The following is a 16,062-nucleotide window of genomic DNA, read 5'->3' as shown; positions in this document are numbered from 1 at the left end:
ATGTAACATTAACGTTTGCTGTTCAGTTTTGAAGGTTCATTCTTAAATGAATGAAATACTTCAAACCTTGCTCCTGACGCTTGCGCTTACGTCGCAAAGCTGCATGAAGCAAAATCAGTGAAGCTTCTCACGATGTGATTGAAGTCAGCTGCTTCGTTCTTTGAAAACTGGATAAAACGACATTGAAAGCAATAAATCAAATTTCTATTTTATAGATTTTTAAACAAGTCAAGCAATTGACGTGTAAACTTAAATCTTAGATCTCTGATCTAAGTGTTAACTTTTGGTTAAGTTAATAAGGGCGCACGGTGGATGCCTTGGCACTAGGAGTCGATGAAGGACGGCACTAACACCGATATGCCTCGGGGAGCTGTAAGTAAGCTTTGATCCGGGGATTTCCGAATGGGGGAACCCACTATCTTTAATCGGATAGTATCTTCACGTGAATTCATAGCGTGTTGAAGACAGACGCAGGGAACTGAAACATCTAAGTACCTGCAGGAACAGAAAGAAAATTCGATTCCCTGAGTAGCGGCGAGCGAAACGGGAAGAGCCCAAACCAAAGAGCTTGCTCTTTGGGGTTGTAGGACACTCTATACGGAGTTACAAAAGAATGAATTAGACGAAGCGACTTGGAAAGGTCCGCGAAACAAGGTAAAAGCCCTGTAGTCAAAAGTTCATTCCCTCCAGAGTGGATCCTGAGTACGGCGGAACACGTGAAATTCCGTCGGAATCCGGGAGGACCATCTCCCAAGGCTAAATACTACCTAGTGACCGATAGTGAACCAGTACCGTGAGGGAAAGGTGAAAAGCACCCCGGAAGGGGAGTGAAATAGATCCTGAAACCGTGTGCCTACAAGTAGTTAGAGCCCGTTAATGGGTGATAGCGTGCCTTTTGTAGAATGAACCGGCGAGTTACGATTACGTGCGAGGTTAAGTTGAGAAGACGGAGCCGCAGCGAAAGCGAGTCTGAATAGGGCGAATTAGTACGTGGTCGTAGACCCGAAACCAGGTGATCTACCCATGTCCAGGGTGAAGGTGAGGTAACACTCACTGGAGGCCCGAACCCACGCACGTTGAAAAGTGCGGGGATGAGGTGTGGGTAGCGGAGAAATTCCAATCGAACCTGGAGATAGCTGGTTCTCTCCGAAATAGCTTTAGGGCTAGCCTCGTGATTGAGAATACCGGAGGTAGAGCACTGTTTGGACTAGGGGGGCATCTCGCTTTACCGAATTCAGACAAACTCCGAATGCCGGATATTTATACACGGGAGTCAGACTGCGAGTGATAAGATCCGTAGTCAAGAGGGAAACAGCCCAGACCACCAGCTAAGGTCCCCAAGTAATCGTTAAGTGGAAAAGGATGTGGCGTTGCTTAGACAACCAGGATGTTGGCTTAGAAGCAGCCATCATTTAAAGAGTGCGTAATAGCTCACTGGTCGAGTGACGCTGCGCCGAAAATGTATCGGGGCTAAACGATTCACCGAAGCTGTGGATGCATACTTTGAGTATGCGTGGTAGGAGAGCGTTCTAACAGCGTTGAAGTCAGACCGGAAGGACTGGTGGAGCGGTTAGAAGTGAGAATGCCGGTATGAGTAGCGAAACATGGGTGAGAATCCCATGCACCGTATGACTAAGGTTTCCTGAGGAAGGCTCGTCCGCTCAGGGTTAGTCGGGACCTAAGCCGAGGCCGATAGGCGTAGGCGATGGACAACAGGTTGATATTCCTGTACCACCTCCTCACCGTTTGAGAAATGGGGGGACGCAGTAGGATAGGGTAAGCACGCCGTTGGTTGCGCGTGTTCAAGCAGTAAGGCGTGTATGTAGGCAAATCCGCATACTTTAACGTTGAGCTGTGATGACGAGCTCGTATGAGCGAAGTTCCTGATTTCACACTGCCAAGAAAAGCCTCTATCGAGGTGAGAGGTGCCCGTACCGCAAACCGACACAGGTAGTCGAGGAGAGAATCCTAAGGTGTGCGAGAGAACTCTCGTTAAGGAACTCGGCAAAATGACCCCGTAACTTCGGGAGAAGGGGTGCTTCTTTGGGTGCATAGCCTAGAGAAGCCGCAGTGAATAGGCCCAGGCGACTGTTTAGCAAAAACACAGGTCTCTGCAAAACCGTAAGGTGACGTATAGGGGCTGACGCCTGCCCGGTGCTGGAAGGTTAAGAGGAGCGGTTAGCGCAAGCGAAGCTGTGAATTGAAGCCCCAGTAAACGGCGGCCGTAACTATAACGGTCCTAAGGTAGCGAAATTCCTTGTCGGGTAAGTTCCGACCCGCACGAAAGGCGTAACGATCTGGGCACTGTCTCAACGAGAGACTCGGTGAAATTATAGTACCTGTGAAGATGCAGGTTACCCGCGACAGGACGGAAAGACCCCGTGGAGCTTTACTGTAGCCTGATATTGAATTTTGGTACAACTTGTACAGGATAGGTAGGAGCCAGAGATCTCGGAGCGCCAGCTTCGAAGGAGGCGTCGGTGGGATACTACCCTGGTTGTATTGAACTTCTAACCCATGCCCCTTAGCGGGGTAGGAGACAGTGTCAGGCGGACAGTTTGACTGGGGCGGTCGCCTCCTAAAGAGTAACGGAGGCGCCCAAAGGTTCCCTCAGAATGGTTGGAAATCATTCGTAGAGTGTAAAGGCATAAGGGAGCTTGACTGCGAGACCTACAAGTCGAGCAGGGTCGAAAGACGGGCTTAGTGATCCGGTGGTTCCGCATGGAAGGGCCATCGCTCAACGGATAAAAGCTACCCCGGGGATAACAGGCTTATCTCCCCCAAGAGTCCACATCGACGGGGAGGTTTGGCACCTCGATGTCGGCTCATCGCATCCTGGGGCTGTAGTCGGTCCCAAGGGTTGGGCTGTTCGCCCATTAAAGCGGTACGCGAGCTGGGTTCAGAACGTCGTGAGACAGTTCGGTCCCTATCCGTCGTGGGCGTAGGAAATTTGAGAGGAGCTGTCCTTAGTACGAGAGGACCGGGATGGACATACCGCTGGTGTACCAGTTGTCTTGCCAAAGGCATCGCTGGGTAGCTATGTATGGACGGGATAAGTGCTGAAAGCATCTAAGCATGAAGCCCCCCTCAAGATGAGATTTCCCATTACGCAAGTAAGTAAGACCCCTGAAAGACGATCAGGTAGATAGGTTCGAGGTGGAAGTGCGGTGACGCATGCAGCTGACGAATACTAATCGGTCGAGGACTTAACCACATTTTATTGCACAAACTCAATGAAACGTTTATCCAGTTTTGAAAGAATGAAATTCTTTTACATAGGCTTATTTAAAGGCCACTATAGTGAAGTGATGATGGCAAAGAGGTCACACCCGTTCCCATACCGAACACGGAAGTTAAGCTCTTTAGCGCCGATGGTAGTTGGGGGCTTCCCCCTGTGAGAGTAGGACGTCGCTTCGCTAGAATATTGGAGGATTAGCTCAGCTGGGAGAGCACCTGCCTTACAAGCAGGGGGTCGGCGGTTCGAGCCCGTCATCCTCCACCATTTCTAAATGCCGGTGTAGCTCAGTTGGTAGAGCAACTGACTTGTAATCAGTAGGTCGAGGGTTCGACTCCTTTCGCCGGCACCATTTAGAGAGCCATTAGCTCAGTTGGTAGAGCATCTGACTTTTAATCAGAGGGTCGAAGGTTCGAGTCCTTCATGGCTCACCAGTTTATATACTGCTTAGCGGGTGTGGCGGAATTGGCAGACGCACTAGACTTAGGATCTAGCGCCGCAAGGCGTGGGGGTTCGACTCCCTTCACCCGCACCATTTAATTTCATATTACTGTCAGAGTAAAAATATCTTAAGCATTTTGCGGAAGTAGTTCAGTGGTAGAACACCACCTTGCCAAGGTGGGGGTCGCGAGTTCGAACCTCGTCTTCCGCTCCAAAAAATGCCGGGGTGGCGGAACTGGCAGACGCACAGGACTTAAAATCCTGCGGTGAGTGATCACCGTGCCGGTTCGATTCCGGCCCTCGGCACCATCTTTTAAATAAACAATATGCGCCCGTAGCTCAATTGGATAGAGCGTCTGACTACGGATCAGAAGGTTGTGGGTTCGACTCCTGCCGGGCGCGCCATATTATTTCGGAATGTAGCTCAGCTTGGTAGAGCACTTGGTTTGGGACCAAGGGGTCGTAGGTTCGAATCCTGTCATTCCGACCATCATTTATGGGGCCTTAGCTCAGCTGGGAGAGCGCCTGCCTTGCACGCAGGAGGTCAGCGGTTCGATCCCGCTAGGCTCCACCATAATTTGTAACCAAAATAAAGATCCTGGCGGTGTAGCTCAGTTGGCTAGAGCACTCGGTTCATACCCGAAAGGTCGTGGGTTCGACTCCCTCTGCCGCCATCTTAAAGGACCTTTAGCTCAGTTGGTTAGAGCAGACGGCTCATAACCGTCCGGTCACAGGTTCGAGTCCTGTAAGGTCCACCAGTTAACGTATTAAATATAACGGAGGTATACCCAAGTCTGGCTGAAGGGATCGGTCTTGAAAACCGACAGGCGGGTAACACCGCGCGGGGGTTCGAATCCCTCTACCTCCTCCATTTTTACAAACTGGGTACTTAAAACAGGTTCAAACATAATATTATCGCGGGGTGGAGCAGTGGTAGCTCGTCGGGCTCATAACCCGAAGGTCGCAGGTTCAAGTCCTGCCCCCGCAACCAAATGGTCCCGTGGTGTAGCGGTTAACATGCCTGCCTGTCACGCAGGAGATCGCCGGTTCGATCCCGGTCGGGACCGCCATTTGTGGGTTTGTAGCTCAGTTGGTAGAGCATTAGATTGAAGCTCTAAGTGTCGGCGGTTCGATTCCGTCCAAACCCACCATATGCGGGTGTAGTTTAGTGGTAAAACCTCAGCCTTCCAAGCTGATGTTGTCGGTTCGATTCCGATCACCCGCTCCAGTTTTTAAATAGGGCCTATAGCTCAGCTGGTTAGAGCGCACGCCTGATAAGCGTGAGGTCGATGGTTCGAGTCCATTTAGGCCCACCATAGTATTATTCCGAAGTAGCTCAGTTGGTAGAGCATCCGGCTGTTAACCGGCAGGTCGCAGGTTCGAGTCCTGCCTTCGGAGCCATTTTTCTATTTTTGGGGACATACTCAAGAGGCTGAAGAGGCGCCCCTGCTAAGGGTGTAGGTCGCGTAAGCGGCGCGAGGGTTCAAATCCCTCTGTCTCCGCCATCGGCCCGTTGGTCAAGTGGTTAAGACACCGCCCTTTCACGGCGGTAACACGGGTTCGAATCCCGTACGGGTCATACATAGGAAGACGAAAAACGCTAAGTACTTATTACAATGTACTTGGCGTTTTTTTGTTGCGGTAAAAGCTCTCTTAAGATAATAAACAATGCTGCTAAATTTAAGGGATGAAATTTCTTACACAATATTATGCTGTCTTATAATAAAGATAAAAAAACTGTGTTGAAATATTTTTATTCAATTAACCCACAAACGGAATCTACTTTAAGATTATATTGTTTTATTGATACTGCGTGAAAAAGCATACATCCTCGATCACTAAACATGGATTAAGGGAGAACAAGATAGTAGGCAGGAGCGAAAAAGAAAGCAGAGATTTTCCGGTTATTTAATGAAGGTCGATTGTGAGCATGCAAGAAGTTTAGTTGACACTATGTTAGAGGGCTTTTTAATCGGATTTCCCATCATTAATTCAAATAGAGGTATCAAATCCCCGGTTCATTAAAGAACATGGTAAAAAGCAATTTAAAGGTGAAATAACAAGGATTTAACGGCCGAATCGTGGAATCCCAATAAGGCTGCGGTATGCATCAAAATCATTTAATGAAATAGCGCAATTCTAAGCGTATTTAAACACGGAAATAATTATTATAGAATAATAAAAATAATGAAAATAACATAAAGATAAAGACTATATTGAGAAACCAATAGGTGGAAATAAATAAAATGTACATTATATCAATACTTAAAAAAAATAATGATAAAAGTACGGACATTTTCTTGACAGCTTCAGTATATAAAATGTATAAATAAGTAGTCGTATATTCTAAAACACTTGATATTTATAAGTAATATTAATAATTATATCAGAATGATTTATAAATATTAAAAACAAGCCTTGATAAAATTAGACAAACATATTAGAATTTCGTTATACTAAGTAAACGTTTTCATGAGCAATCTCAGTTGGTTCATGGAAAAAATAGAAAATAATATATTTTTTAAAAATAATTTCAAAAAAGGTATTGCATTATAAAAAAAGTAATGATAATATAAATCTTGTCCTTAAGAGATAGGACATGCGGTTACGAAAGTGTAATCAGCAAATACCCATTGGAGGATTAGCTCAGCTGGGAGAGCACCTGCCTTACAAGCAGGGGGTCGGCGGTTCGAGCCCGTCATCCTCCACCATTTCTAAATGCCGGTGTAGCTCAGTTGGTAGAGCAACTGACTTGTAATCAGTAGGTCGAGGGTTCGACTCCTTTCGCCGGCACCATTTAGAGAGCCATTAGCTCAGTTGGTAGAGCATCTGACTTTTAATCAGAGGGTCGAAGGTTCGAGTCCTTCATGGCTCACCAGTTTATATACTGCTTAGCGGGTGTGGCGGAATTGGCAGACGCACTAGACTTAGGATCTAGCGCCGCAAGGCGTGGGGGTTCGACTCCCTTCACCCGCACCATTTAATTTCATATTACTGTCAGAGTAAAAATATCTTAAGCATTTTGCGGAAGTAGTTCAGTGGTAGAACACCACCTTGCCAAGGTGGGGGTCGCGAGTTCGAACCTCGTCTTCCGCTCCAAAAAATGCCGGGGTGGCGGAACTGGCAGACGCACAGGACTTAAAATCCTGCGGTGAGTGATCACCGTGCCGGTTCGATTCCGGCCCTCGGCACCATCTTTTAAATAAACAGTATGCGCCCGTAGCTCAATTGGATAGAGCGTCTGACTACGGATCAGAAGGTTGTGGGTTCGACTCCTGCCGGGCGCGCCATATTATTTCGGAATGTAGCTCAGCTTGGTAGAGCACTTGGTTTGGGACCAAGGGGTCGTAGGTTCGAATCCTGTCATTCCGACCATCATTTATGGGGCCTTAGCTCAGCTGGGAGAGCGCCTGCCTTGCACGCAGGAGGTCAGCGGTTCGATCCCGCTAGGCTCCACCATAATTTGTAACCAAAATAAAGATCCTGGCGGTGTAGCTCAGTTGGCTAGAGCACTCGGTTCATACCCGAAAGGTCGTGGGTTCGACTCCCTCTGCCGCCATCTTAAAGGACCTTTAGCTCAGTTGGTTAGAGCAGACGGCTCATAACCGTCCGGTCACAGGTTCGAGTCCTGTAAGGTCCACCAGTTAACGTATTAAATATAACGGAGGTATACCCAAGTCTGGCTGAAGGGATCGGTCTTGAAAACCGACAGGCGGGTAACACCGCGCGGGGGTTCGAATCCCTCTACCTCCTCCATTTTTACAAACTGGGTACTTAAAACAGGTTCAAACATAATATTATCGCGGGGTGGAGCAGTGGTAGCTCGTCGGGCTCATAACCCGAAGGTCGCAGGTTCAAGTCCTGCCCCCGCAACCAAATGGTCCCGTGGTGTAGCGGTTAACATGCCTGCCTGTCACGCAGGAGATCGCCGGTTCGATCCCGGTCGGGACCGCCATTTGTGGGTTTGTAGCTCAGTTGGTAGAGCATTAGATTGAAGCTCTAAGTGTCGGCGGTTCGATTCCGTCCAAACCCACCATATGCGGGTGTAGTTTAGTGGTAAAACCTCAGCCTTCCAAGCTGATGTTGTCGGTTCGATTCCGATCACCCGCTCCAGTTTTTAAATAGGGCCTATAGCTCAGCTGGTTAGAGCGCACGCCTGATAAGCGTGAGGTCGATGGTTCGAGTCCATTTAGGCCCACCATAGTATTATTCCGAAGTAGCTCAGTTGGTAGAGCATCCGGCTGTTAACCGGCAGGTCGCAGGTTCGAGTCCTGCCTTCGGAGCCATTTTTCTATTTTTGGGGACATACTCAAGAGGCTGAAGAGGCGCCCCTGCTAAGGGTGTAGGTCGCGTAAGCGGCGCGAGGGTTCAAATCCCTCTGTCTCCGCCATCGGCCCGTTGGTCAAGTGGTTAAGACACCGCCCTTTCACGGCGGTAACACGGGTTCGAATCCCGTACGGGTCATACATAGGTAGACAAAAAAACGCTAAGTACTGTTACAATGTACTTGGCGTTTTTTTTGTATAAAAGGGAGAAGAGCTTATGAATGAACGTTTAAAAGTATTTGATCAATTTTATAAGGAAACGGGCATTGAACAACGTCATCTCGTTCATGCAAAAGGTTATTGGCATGAAGTGTTTCATTGCTGGATTATTGAAAAAGTAGATTCTGAATGGCGTATTTATTTACAGCTGCGTAGCAAAAATAAAAAGGATTAACCAAACCAATTTGATATTACGGCAGCTGGTCATATACTGGCAACGGAGACAATTGAAGATGGTATACGCGAATTAAAGGAAGAAGTAGGGGTTAAGGTCATGTTTTCGCAATTAACGTCACTTGGAGTCATTCCGTACAGTATAGATAATGAAAAAATAAAGGATTATGAGTTTGCAAATGTATTTGTTTATGAATTAACAGGTGGTCTTGAGAAGTTTTCAATTCAAAGAGAAGAACTGGATGGTATATACTCTGCTAACTTAAAACAGTTTATATTGCTTGCGAATCAAAAATAAAGTAAATTGAAGTATCCGGTTATAAATACGAAAATGATATACGTCATTATGAAGTGAAACAGATCGGATTAGAACAAATGTCAGCATTACCTGAAAGCTATTTGCACGAGTTTATCCCGAGATTGGAAAAGATATTAATTGAAGCAACCTGAAAAAACTTAGGTTAGCTTCTTTTTTTATAATATCTATTGACCTTCACGTTACGTCAACCTTTATAGTACTAATTAGGAGGTGATCAATTGTTAATAAACGAACTAGTCAAGCTATCTGGTGTGAGTGCACGCACACTACGATATTACGATGAAATCGGTTTGCTGATGCCTTCTACGATTGCAGAAAATGGCTACCGAAAATATAGCCAAAAAGATATTGACCGGTTACAGCAAATACTTTTTTACCGGGAGCTGGATTTTAAGTTAGAGGAAATAAAAAAACTGCTCGATCATCCAGATTATGAAGTAAAAGAAGAGCTAAAAAAACAATCCGAGCTATTACTAAAGAAAAGACGACATATTGATGACTTACTGAAAACGATAGAACAAACAATCCAAACAATGGAAGGGGAACTTAAGATGACAAATGAACAGAAATTTGACGTGTTTAAAAACAATCTAATCGAAGAAAATGAAAAGAGCTACGGTGAGGAAATACGTAATAAATACGGTGAAGCTAAAGTGGAAGCGAGCAATAAAAAATTTAAAGAGATGACTGAAGAGCAATATAATGCAATGCAGCAATTGGAAAACCAACTGTTTGAACGATTAAAAGAAGCGATGGCGTCCGGCGATGTAACGTCAGACGTTGCAATGGAAGCAGCAGAGCTTCATAAACGCTGGCTAAGCTTCTCCTGGGCAAAGTATACCCCGGAAGCACATATAGGCCTAGCACAAATGTATGTAAGTGATGAACGGTTTACTGCTTACTATGATGACCGGGTAGGGCCAGGTGCTACACAATTTTTGCATGATGTTATCGTTGCTTATGCAGCAAATAAATAAGAAAAGATGTTTAAAAATCCTCATATAGGTAATATTTTATTAATGGAAAAAGGGGGATTTTATATGGATATCAATCAATTACACCATTTACGTAGTATTTTAGAAGAGGAGCTTGCAACTTTGCAGGAGCATGTTAATGAAGAACCAGCTGTTGAAGATACAGAAATAACTGCAGTTGACAATCATCCAGCAGATGCAGCGACCGATTTAACGACAATTGTTACCGAAAAAACACTAAATGAATTGAAAGAAGATGAAATTGAAAGAATTCAAACAGCTTTAAATGCAATGGATGAAGGCACATACGGGGAATGTATCGTATGCGGGAAAGAGATTCCTTTTGAGCGTTTAGAAGCAATTCCGACAGCTTTAACATGTATTGATCATGTTGATGAGGTTATGGAATAGTAAAAGAGGTATGTTGATTATTCAACATACCTCTTTTAGTTTTAAATGAAATATGAAACTAATAAACCAACAGCCAACAAGAAACCGAAAATCGTGTTTGTTTGGGCTGTGTATTTCATGGCCGGCATTACTTCGAGCGGTTTTTCTTTTGCTCTGAATAATTTAATCGCTTCAATCGGTTTTTTTACACTTAATAATACAAGCAGTGCCCATGGTGTCAAATGACCTAGAATTACAAGGCCAGCAATCCAAATATACGAAACAATAAAGAAACCAGCAAGTACTGTAACAGCGTTATGTCGGCCAACCAATATAGCCATTGTTTTACGCCCGCCTTCAGTATCTCCTACAATATCCCGGATATTATTAGAAAGCATAATTGCCCCAACTAGAATCATACTCGGCACAGAGATAATTACAGCATCAGCTGTCACATCACCTGTTTGAATAAAGAAGGCAATTAGAACAATACCCATACCCATTACTGCCCCTGAAACTAACTCCCCGAATGGTGAATAAGCAATCGGGTACGGTCCTCCAGTATACAAATAGCCAATCAGCATACATACAAGTCCGACAGCAACTAGCCACCAGGATGTCATGGCACATATGTAAACACCTAATAGCATTGCAATGCCGTAAAAGCTTAGCGCAATAGCCATAATTGTTTTTGGTGCTACACCATGTCGGACGATTGTGCCACCAATACCGACGGAGTTTTCATTATCCAGGCCAAGTTTATAATCATAATATTCATTGAACATATTTGTTGCAGCCTGTATTAGCATACTGGCAATCAGCATTGCAAAAAACAAGCCAAAATGAACTGTTTCATGATTTATTGAAAGTGCCATCGACGTACCTAATAATACCGGTACAAATGAAGCTGTTAATGTGTGGGGACGTGTTAAATGCCACCAAACTTTAAATCCCTTGTCCGCTTCAACGACTTTTGTCATAAAAAAACGCTCCTAACTAAATACAATTATCTAAACTATTGTAATGCAAATAAAACAAATTGAACAGAGTGAAGGGACAATACATGTAACGTTTGCTCGAAAAATGTTATGATAAGAAGGTATTATTTACTGCGCGAACGCAAAAAAAATGAGCAAATTATATAAAAATTCAAGCACGTATTAAAATAACGCTATACTTGCATCATACTTAGTGAATTTGCAACATGACGGAGGGAATTTTCATGCAACACAAGTGGTACAACGCCACTGAAATAGAAGTAGGCTCAAATTCAAAGCAAATTTTTTATATGGAAACAATCGAAGTAAGCCGTTTGTCCGCATTGGCATTTTTTGCGGCAGGCGAATCGAAATATAAAGGAAAACGAAACTACTGGCAAAATCGTGAAAAAACATTCACATTGGTTGGTTTAGGACATGCCTATACAATTGCAAACAATGCGTCTCACGCTCGTTTCGATTTAGTAGAACATGAATGGAAAAAACTGACGAGTCAAATCATAGAGGAAGATCAGCATCTGCAGCCAATCCTTTTTGGCGGCTTTACTTTTGATCCACAAAATGAAGTTTCAGCAGAATGGACAAACTTCCCGCAAAGCTACTTTACTGTCGCAACACATCAGTTAGTTATTCGCAATGATAAAGCTTATGTCACAATAAACTATATTACGGACGAGGAAAACAGCGCAACAACGTTTGAAGCACTTCGTAAAGAACGTGACGAGCTCATTCATGCAGCACAAGTGAAGGAAGTTAAAACTTATGCGAAGCCGACGATGACAAGCTATATGGAACCGTATAAGAAGGAATATTTGAATTCCATCAATAAGGTAACGAGCTTAATCAAAGCAAATGAAGCGCAAAAGGTTGTCATTGCACGATCTTTAGCATTGCAATTTAAGGAAACGATCACTTCTCCGCAAATTTTGTCGCATGTCGTACATGAGCAGCCGGAAAGTTATTTGTTTGGCTTAGAGCATGGTGACTTACTATTTTACGGCGCATCACCGGAACGGTTAGTAAAGGTAGACAACGGACGTGCCTATTCTTCATGTGTGGCAGGTTCGATTAAGCGCGGAACAACAGCTGAAGCAGATGAGGAACTTGGAAGAACGTTGCTGAGCGATTTGAAAAACCTTGGTGAGCATCACTATGTTGTTGAGATGATTACCGACACCTTCAAAAAGAATTGTTCAAAAGTAAAGGTACCTCATGGACCGAAGTTATTAAAAATCCGTGATATTCAGCATTTATATACACCTGTTGAAGGACAGTTAAATGAAGATGCAACAATTTTGCAGCTTGTGAAACATTTGCATCCAACACCTGCTTTAGGCGGAGTTCCGCGTGAACAGGCAATGGAAATAATCCGGACATATGAACCGATGAACCGAGGGCTGTATGCAGCGCCAATCGGCTGGCTCGATGCTGACGGAAATGGCGAGTTTGCGGTAGCGATTCGCTCGGCAGCATTAGTACAGGATAAAGCGTATTTATATGCAGGCGGAGGAATTGTCGAAGATTCGGAAGCACAATCGGAATATGAAGAGACACTCGTTAAATTCCGTCCAATGCTTCGAGCTTTAGGAGGCCAATTACATGAATGAACGTGAAGTACTATCCAAATATGTTTATACGATTGTGTCAGCGTTAGTAGCTTCTGGTGTAGAGCAGGTTGTCGTAAGTCCCGGCTCTCGCTCTACACCGCTTGCCTATGCATTTGCCTCAACAAAGGAAATCGAAATGCATCGTCAAGTCGATGAAAGAGCGGCAGCCTTTTACGCGCTAGGCTTAGCTAAATCAACTGCGAAACCAGTCGTGCTTGTATGTACATCAGGAACAGCAGCGGCCAATTACTATCCTGCCATTGTCGAAGCAAAATATGCACGTGTACCGTTAATTGTTTTAACAGCAGACCGTCCGCATGAATTGCGCGAAGTAGGAGCACCACAGACGATCAATCAAGTACGGCTATACGGCGATAATGTTAAATGGTCGGCAGAATTCCCGATTCCGGATGAGGCACCGCAAACGATTCCGTTTATCGAACGACACACAGTGCGTGCGGTAAACATTGCAACGACCGCACCGTTTGGACCGGTTCATCTAAATATACCGTTCCGTGAACCGCTAATCATTGATTTTACCGATAAATTGCCGGTTTCAAGCTTTATTAAAAGCTATACAAATGAACTTCAGCCTGCTAAACAAGCGGTGGCAGAGCTGACAGCAATCATCGAACAAACAACGACAGGAATTCTGATTGTAGGGGAATTGCCGCTAGGAACGAACACAGAATATTTATGGGATTTTATTCGTGAAGTGAAATGGCCGGTAATGATTGAAAGCTTATCGAACCTGCGCACAGAAATACCGGAAGATTGCCAAATATATGCGATTTCTACATATGATACATTGATGAAAAATGAACGCTTCAAAAGAAATGTCCGACCACAAACGGTCATTCGATTCGGTGCACAGCCTGTATCAAAATTTTTAATGCAGTTTATCGTTCAGGCAAATCCGCAAAGCTATATTGTTATCGATGAAGATCCGATGTATAGGGATTCTACTCATATGTCGACACATTTCATTCATGCGTTACCTGGAGAATGGCTATCGGAGCTGAAATTAGCAAATTCTCAAGCAGAAATGGCGTACGTTCAATTTTGGAAAATGGCAGATTTACTTGCAGCTGATGTCATTGAAAAGTACAGTCAATTTGCTGATGATGAAGGAGCAATGGTACAGGCATTCCTGACAAGTATTGAGGAAGACGCCGACATTTATGTCAGCAGCAGTATGCCAATCCGTGATATTGATACGTTTTTACTTACACAAAATCGCCCTGTTCAAATTTTTGCAAACCGCGGAGCAAATGGAATTGATGGGGTAACATCTACAGCACTTGGTTTCAGTAATGGTCGCAAAAACCGCAAAACGTATTTATTAATTGGCGATCTGGCATTTTTACATGATGCAAATGCATTTGTTGCAAGCCGTTATCAGGAATGTGATTTAACGGTAATTGTCATGAATAATGACGGTGGCGGAATTTTCTCTTATTTACCGCAATCGAAGGTAGAAGAGCATTATGAAGATCTCTTCGGTACACCGACTGCATTGACATTCGAACAAATGGCCAAAATGTATGAGCTGGATTACGAAAAAGCCACATCATTGGAACAATTTAAGAATGCATTAATAGCAGATAAACAAACACCGATTAAACTAATCGAAGCTTTCACAGATCGTGATGAGAATGTAAAGCAGCACCGTGAGTTATGGGCGCGTATTCATGAGGTGATGGAACAATGGCTCGATTCACTGTAAAAGGCCAGGATGTAAATATAGATCAGTGGAATGAACAGGCAACTCAGACAATTGTATTTCTCCACGGTTTTACTGGGAGCACAAATACTTGGAAAAAGATAGTTTCGCAACTGCCGTCAAACATCAGATGTATTGCCGTTGATTTAATCGGACACGGTAAAACAGCGGCACCGGCTACTGTTGAATTTTACTCTATGGATTTTCAAGTGGAACTGCTGCATGAACTTTTCCATCACTTACAGCTTGATACTTTCTCGCTGGTAGGCTATTCGATGGGGGGGCGTGTAGCATTGAGCTATGCAGTTCGCTACCCGGCTGCAATCGAGCATTTACTGTTGGAAAGTGCTTCTCCGGGTTTAAAAGATGACCAGGAGCGTAGTATACGAAAGCAGGCGGATGATACACTCGCTGAAAAGATACTCGCGAATGGGATTGAATCATTCGTAACCAAGTGGGAAAATATACCGCTATTTGCTTCTCAAAAAAGTCTTCCTGCAGTAGTACAGCAGGAAATTCGAACAGAGCGAATGCAACAAAGTGAAATCGGCCTTGCAAACAGTCTGCGCGGGATGGGGACAGGTGTAATGCCTGAACTTTGGGGTAAGCTTAATACATTAACGATGCCTGTGACACTTGTTACCGGACAGCGTGATGGAAAATTCATTCAATTAAACATTGAAATGCAAGAGCATATAAAAAAAGCAAATCATCTTATAATTCCAGCAGTTGGCCACGCAATTCATGTGGAAAATCCGACAAAGTTTGCTACAATAGTAAAGGAAACGATTTCATAACCGAAATAGGAGGCAATATATATGACAAAGCAACGTCTATGGACATCTTTACATACTTACGAAGATATTAAGTATGAATATTATAACGGGATCGCAAAAATTACGATTAACCGTCCAGAAGTTCGCAACGCTTTCCGCCCAAAAACAACAGCGGAAATGATCGATGCTTTCACACGTGCTCGTGATGATGAGCGTGTGGGCGTAATTATTCTAACAGGTGAGGGCGAGCATGCATTCTGCTCTGGCGGCGACCAAAAAGTACGCGGTCATGGCGGTTATGTAGGCGATGACCAAATTCCTCGCTTAAACGTATTAGACTTACAAACGTTAATCCGTAAAATTCCTAAACCGGTTGTAGCGATGGTAGCAGGTTATGCAATCGGCGGCGGGCACGTATTGCACGTAGTATGTGACTTAACAATCGCTGCAGAAAATGCACGTTTCGGTCAAACAGGACCTAAAGTCGGTTCATTCGATGCTGGTTACGGCTCAGGTTACTTAGCACGTATCGTAGGACACAAAAAGGCTCGTGAAATCTGGTACTTATGCCGTCAATACGATGCGCAGCAAGCACTTGAAATGGGCTTAGTAAACACAGTAGTACCATATGAGCAATTAGAAGATGAAACAGTAAAATGGTGTGAAGAGATGCTTGAAATGTCTCCAACAGCATTACGTTTCTTAAAAGCTGCAATGAATGCAGATACAGACGGCTTAGCTGGTATCCAACAACTTGCTGGTGATGCGACACTTCTATACTACACAACAGATGAAGCAAAAGAAGGCCGCGATGCATTTAAAGAGAAACGTAAACCAGACTTCGGTCAATTCCCACGTTTCCCTTGATTTGTTCGTTATAA

The 16,062-nt window shown here is 44.3% G+C and carries 9 protein-coding genes, 40 tRNA genes and 2 rRNA genes; 50 read left to right on the top strand and 1 reads right to left on the bottom strand.

Annotated elements, in window-relative coordinates; genetic code table 11:
- Positions 1-285 precede the first annotated feature (285 nt).
- From MHB58_RS14920 to MHB58_RS14695, 46 genes are all read left to right on the top strand, one after another.
- Positions 286-3,214: ribosomal RNA gene (locus tag MHB58_RS14920) — 23S ribosomal RNA — on the top strand.
- 87 nt (positions 3,215-3,301) lie between these two features.
- Positions 3,302-3,417 (top strand): 5S ribosomal RNA (rrf, locus tag MHB58_RS14915).
- A 9-nt stretch (positions 3,418-3,426) separates the two neighbouring features.
- Positions 3,427-3,502, top strand: a tRNA-Val gene (locus MHB58_RS14910).
- A 9-nt stretch (positions 3,503-3,511) separates the two neighbouring features.
- A tRNA-Thr gene (locus tag MHB58_RS14905) sits at positions 3,512-3,587 on the top strand.
- Positions 3,588-3,593: 6 nt separating this feature from the next.
- A tRNA-Lys gene (locus tag MHB58_RS14900) sits at positions 3,594-3,669 on the top strand.
- A 16-nt stretch (positions 3,670-3,685) separates the two neighbouring features.
- A tRNA-Leu gene (locus tag MHB58_RS14895) sits at positions 3,686-3,770 on the top strand.
- A gap of 45 nt (positions 3,771-3,815) precedes the next feature.
- Positions 3,816-3,890: transfer RNA gene (locus tag MHB58_RS14890), tRNA-Gly, on the top strand.
- Between the two features lie 6 nt (positions 3,891-3,896).
- Positions 3,897-3,985, top strand: a tRNA-Leu gene (locus MHB58_RS14885).
- Between the two features lie 19 nt (positions 3,986-4,004).
- Positions 4,005-4,081 (top strand) — tRNA-Arg (locus tag MHB58_RS14880).
- A gap of 8 nt (positions 4,082-4,089) precedes the next feature.
- Positions 4,090-4,166: transfer RNA gene (locus MHB58_RS14875), tRNA-Pro, on the top strand.
- An 8-nt stretch (positions 4,167-4,174) separates the two neighbouring features.
- Positions 4,175-4,250: transfer RNA gene (locus MHB58_RS14870), tRNA-Ala, on the top strand.
- A gap of 26 nt (positions 4,251-4,276) precedes the next feature.
- A tRNA-Met gene (locus MHB58_RS14865) sits at positions 4,277-4,350 on the top strand.
- A 7-nt stretch (positions 4,351-4,357) separates the two neighbouring features.
- Positions 4,358-4,434, top strand: a tRNA-Ile gene (locus MHB58_RS14860).
- Between the two features lie 20 nt (positions 4,435-4,454).
- Positions 4,455-4,547, top strand: a tRNA-Ser gene (locus MHB58_RS14855).
- Positions 4,548-4,592: 45 nt separating this feature from the next.
- Positions 4,593-4,667 (top strand) — tRNA-Met (locus MHB58_RS14850).
- 3 nt (positions 4,668-4,670) lie between these two features.
- Positions 4,671-4,746: transfer RNA gene (locus tag MHB58_RS14845), tRNA-Asp, on the top strand.
- Between the two features lie 5 nt (positions 4,747-4,751).
- A tRNA-Phe gene (locus MHB58_RS14840) sits at positions 4,752-4,827 on the top strand.
- A 3-nt stretch (positions 4,828-4,830) separates the two neighbouring features.
- Positions 4,831-4,904 (top strand) — tRNA-Gly (locus MHB58_RS14835).
- Between the two features lie 11 nt (positions 4,905-4,915).
- Positions 4,916-4,992, top strand: a tRNA-Ile gene (locus MHB58_RS14830).
- A gap of 9 nt (positions 4,993-5,001) precedes the next feature.
- Positions 5,002-5,077: transfer RNA gene (locus MHB58_RS14825), tRNA-Asn, on the top strand.
- A gap of 13 nt (positions 5,078-5,090) precedes the next feature.
- Positions 5,091-5,181 (top strand) — tRNA-Ser (locus MHB58_RS14820).
- A 2-nt stretch (positions 5,182-5,183) separates the two neighbouring features.
- A tRNA-Glu gene (locus tag MHB58_RS14815) sits at positions 5,184-5,255 on the top strand.
- 1,056 nt (positions 5,256-6,311) lie between these two features.
- A tRNA-Val gene (locus tag MHB58_RS14810) sits at positions 6,312-6,387 on the top strand.
- A 9-nt stretch (positions 6,388-6,396) separates the two neighbouring features.
- Positions 6,397-6,472, top strand: a tRNA-Thr gene (locus tag MHB58_RS14805).
- Between the two features lie 6 nt (positions 6,473-6,478).
- A tRNA-Lys gene (locus MHB58_RS14800) sits at positions 6,479-6,554 on the top strand.
- Positions 6,555-6,570: 16 nt separating this feature from the next.
- A tRNA-Leu gene (locus tag MHB58_RS14795) sits at positions 6,571-6,655 on the top strand.
- Between the two features lie 45 nt (positions 6,656-6,700).
- Positions 6,701-6,775, top strand: a tRNA-Gly gene (locus MHB58_RS14790).
- A gap of 6 nt (positions 6,776-6,781) precedes the next feature.
- Positions 6,782-6,870, top strand: a tRNA-Leu gene (locus tag MHB58_RS14785).
- A 19-nt stretch (positions 6,871-6,889) separates the two neighbouring features.
- Positions 6,890-6,966 (top strand) — tRNA-Arg (locus MHB58_RS14780).
- Between the two features lie 8 nt (positions 6,967-6,974).
- Positions 6,975-7,051 (top strand) — tRNA-Pro (locus MHB58_RS14775).
- Between the two features lie 8 nt (positions 7,052-7,059).
- Positions 7,060-7,135: transfer RNA gene (locus MHB58_RS14770), tRNA-Ala, on the top strand.
- Positions 7,136-7,161: 26 nt separating this feature from the next.
- Positions 7,162-7,235 (top strand) — tRNA-Met (locus tag MHB58_RS14765).
- 7 nt (positions 7,236-7,242) lie between these two features.
- Positions 7,243-7,319, top strand: a tRNA-Ile gene (locus MHB58_RS14760).
- 20 nt (positions 7,320-7,339) lie between these two features.
- Positions 7,340-7,432: transfer RNA gene (locus MHB58_RS14755), tRNA-Ser, on the top strand.
- Positions 7,433-7,477: 45 nt separating this feature from the next.
- A tRNA-Met gene (locus tag MHB58_RS14750) sits at positions 7,478-7,552 on the top strand.
- A 3-nt stretch (positions 7,553-7,555) separates the two neighbouring features.
- Positions 7,556-7,631 (top strand) — tRNA-Asp (locus MHB58_RS14745).
- Positions 7,632-7,636: 5 nt separating this feature from the next.
- A tRNA-Phe gene (locus MHB58_RS14740) sits at positions 7,637-7,712 on the top strand.
- A 3-nt stretch (positions 7,713-7,715) separates the two neighbouring features.
- Positions 7,716-7,789, top strand: a tRNA-Gly gene (locus tag MHB58_RS14735).
- Positions 7,790-7,800: 11 nt separating this feature from the next.
- Positions 7,801-7,877: transfer RNA gene (locus tag MHB58_RS14730), tRNA-Ile, on the top strand.
- A 9-nt stretch (positions 7,878-7,886) separates the two neighbouring features.
- Positions 7,887-7,962, top strand: a tRNA-Asn gene (locus MHB58_RS14725).
- 13 nt (positions 7,963-7,975) lie between these two features.
- A tRNA-Ser gene (locus MHB58_RS14720) sits at positions 7,976-8,066 on the top strand.
- 2 nt (positions 8,067-8,068) lie between these two features.
- Positions 8,069-8,140: transfer RNA gene (locus tag MHB58_RS14715), tRNA-Glu, on the top strand.
- A 78-nt stretch (positions 8,141-8,218) separates the two neighbouring features.
- Positions 8,219-8,395: a hypothetical protein gene (locus MHB58_RS14710; RefSeq protein ID WP_340735468.1), complete on the top strand. Its 177-nt coding sequence runs from the start codon at positions 8,219-8,221 to the stop codon at positions 8,393-8,395.
- Positions 8,396-8,494: 99 nt separating this feature from the next.
- Complete coding sequence (locus MHB58_RS14705) at positions 8,495-8,692, top strand: hypothetical protein (RefSeq protein WP_340735467.1); 198 nt, start codon at positions 8,495-8,497, stop codon at positions 8,690-8,692.
- A gap of 239 nt (positions 8,693-8,931) precedes the next feature.
- Positions 8,932-9,690: a MerR family transcriptional regulator gene (locus MHB58_RS14700; RefSeq protein WP_340735466.1), complete on the top strand. Its 759-nt coding sequence runs from the start codon at positions 8,932-8,934 to the stop codon at positions 9,688-9,690.
- A gap of 63 nt (positions 9,691-9,753) precedes the next feature.
- On the top strand, positions 9,754-10,098 hold the full coding sequence (locus MHB58_RS14695) for a TraR/DksA family transcriptional regulator (RefSeq protein WP_008408136.1): 345 nt from the start codon (positions 9,754-9,756) through the stop codon (positions 10,096-10,098).
- 41 nt (positions 10,099-10,139) lie between these two features.
- Here MHB58_RS14695 and MHB58_RS14690 read toward each other — a convergent pair whose 3' ends face one another.
- On the bottom strand, positions 10,140-11,057 hold the full coding sequence (locus MHB58_RS14690; RefSeq protein ID WP_008408137.1) for a 1,4-dihydroxy-2-naphthoate polyprenyltransferase: 918 nt from the start codon (positions 11,055-11,057) through the stop codon (positions 10,140-10,142).
- A gap of 242 nt (positions 11,058-11,299) precedes the next feature.
- Here MHB58_RS14690 and MHB58_RS14685 point away from each other — a divergent pair, with 242 nt between their 5' ends.
- Genes MHB58_RS14685 through menB form a run of 4 tightly spaced genes read left to right on the top strand, consistent with a single transcriptional unit; the run spans position 11,300 to position 16,048 of the window.
- Positions 11,300-12,682: an isochorismate synthase gene (locus tag MHB58_RS14685; protein ID WP_340735465.1), complete on the top strand. Its 1,383-nt coding sequence runs from the start codon at positions 11,300-11,302 to the stop codon at positions 12,680-12,682.
- Complete coding sequence (gene menD / locus MHB58_RS14680; RefSeq protein ID WP_340735464.1) at positions 12,675-14,408, top strand: 2-succinyl-5-enolpyruvyl-6-hydroxy-3-cyclohexene-1-carboxylic-acid synthase; 1,734 nt, start codon at positions 12,675-12,677, stop codon at positions 14,406-14,408. The genes MHB58_RS14685 and menD overlap by 8 nt, the downstream gene beginning before the upstream one ends.
- The gene (gene menH, locus MHB58_RS14675; RefSeq protein WP_065215470.1) at positions 14,390-15,202 is read left to right on the top strand and encodes a 2-succinyl-6-hydroxy-2,4-cyclohexadiene-1-carboxylate synthase; all 813 of its coding nucleotides are present in this window, start codon (positions 14,390-14,392) and stop codon (positions 15,200-15,202) included. The genes menD and menH overlap by 19 nt, the downstream gene beginning before the upstream one ends.
- Positions 15,203-15,223: 21 nt before the next feature.
- Positions 15,224-16,048: a 1,4-dihydroxy-2-naphthoyl-CoA synthase gene (gene menB / locus MHB58_RS14670; RefSeq protein WP_008408141.1), complete on the top strand. Its 825-nt coding sequence runs from the start codon at positions 15,224-15,226 to the stop codon at positions 16,046-16,048.
- Positions 16,049-16,062 lie beyond the last annotated feature (14 nt).

The organism is Solibacillus sp. FSL K6-1554 (assembly GCF_038005185.1).
Lineage (GTDB): Bacteria > Bacillota > Bacilli > Bacillales_A > Planococcaceae > Solibacillus > Solibacillus silvestris.
Note: the sequence above shows the minus strand (reverse complement) of the source record. Positions and strands in the feature narration are given on the sequence as shown.

Coding starts and splice junctions, on each gene's coding strand:
- MHB58_RS14710 (WP_340735468.1), top strand. CDS start 8,219: ATGAATGAACGTTTAAAAGTATTTGATCAATTTTATAAGGAAACGGGC.
- MHB58_RS14705 (WP_340735467.1), top strand. CDS start 8,495: ATGTTTTCGCAATTAACGTCACTTGGAGTCATTCCGTACAGTATAGAT.
- MHB58_RS14695 (WP_008408136.1), top strand. CDS start 9,754: ATGGATATCAATCAATTACACCATTTACGTAGTATTTTAGAAGAGGAG.
- MHB58_RS14690 (WP_008408137.1), bottom strand. CDS start 11,057: ATGACAAAAGTCGTTGAAGCGGACAAGGGATTTAAAGTTTGGTGGCAT.
- MHB58_RS14685 (WP_340735465.1), top strand. CDS start 11,300: ATGCAACACAAGTGGTACAACGCCACTGAAATAGAAGTAGGCTCAAAT.
- menD (WP_340735464.1), top strand. CDS start 12,675: ATGAATGAACGTGAAGTACTATCCAAATATGTTTATACGATTGTGTCA.
- menH (WP_065215470.1), top strand. CDS start 14,390: ATGGCTCGATTCACTGTAAAAGGCCAGGATGTAAATATAGATCAGTGG.
- menB (WP_008408141.1), top strand. CDS start 15,224: ATGACAAAGCAACGTCTATGGACATCTTTACATACTTACGAAGATATT.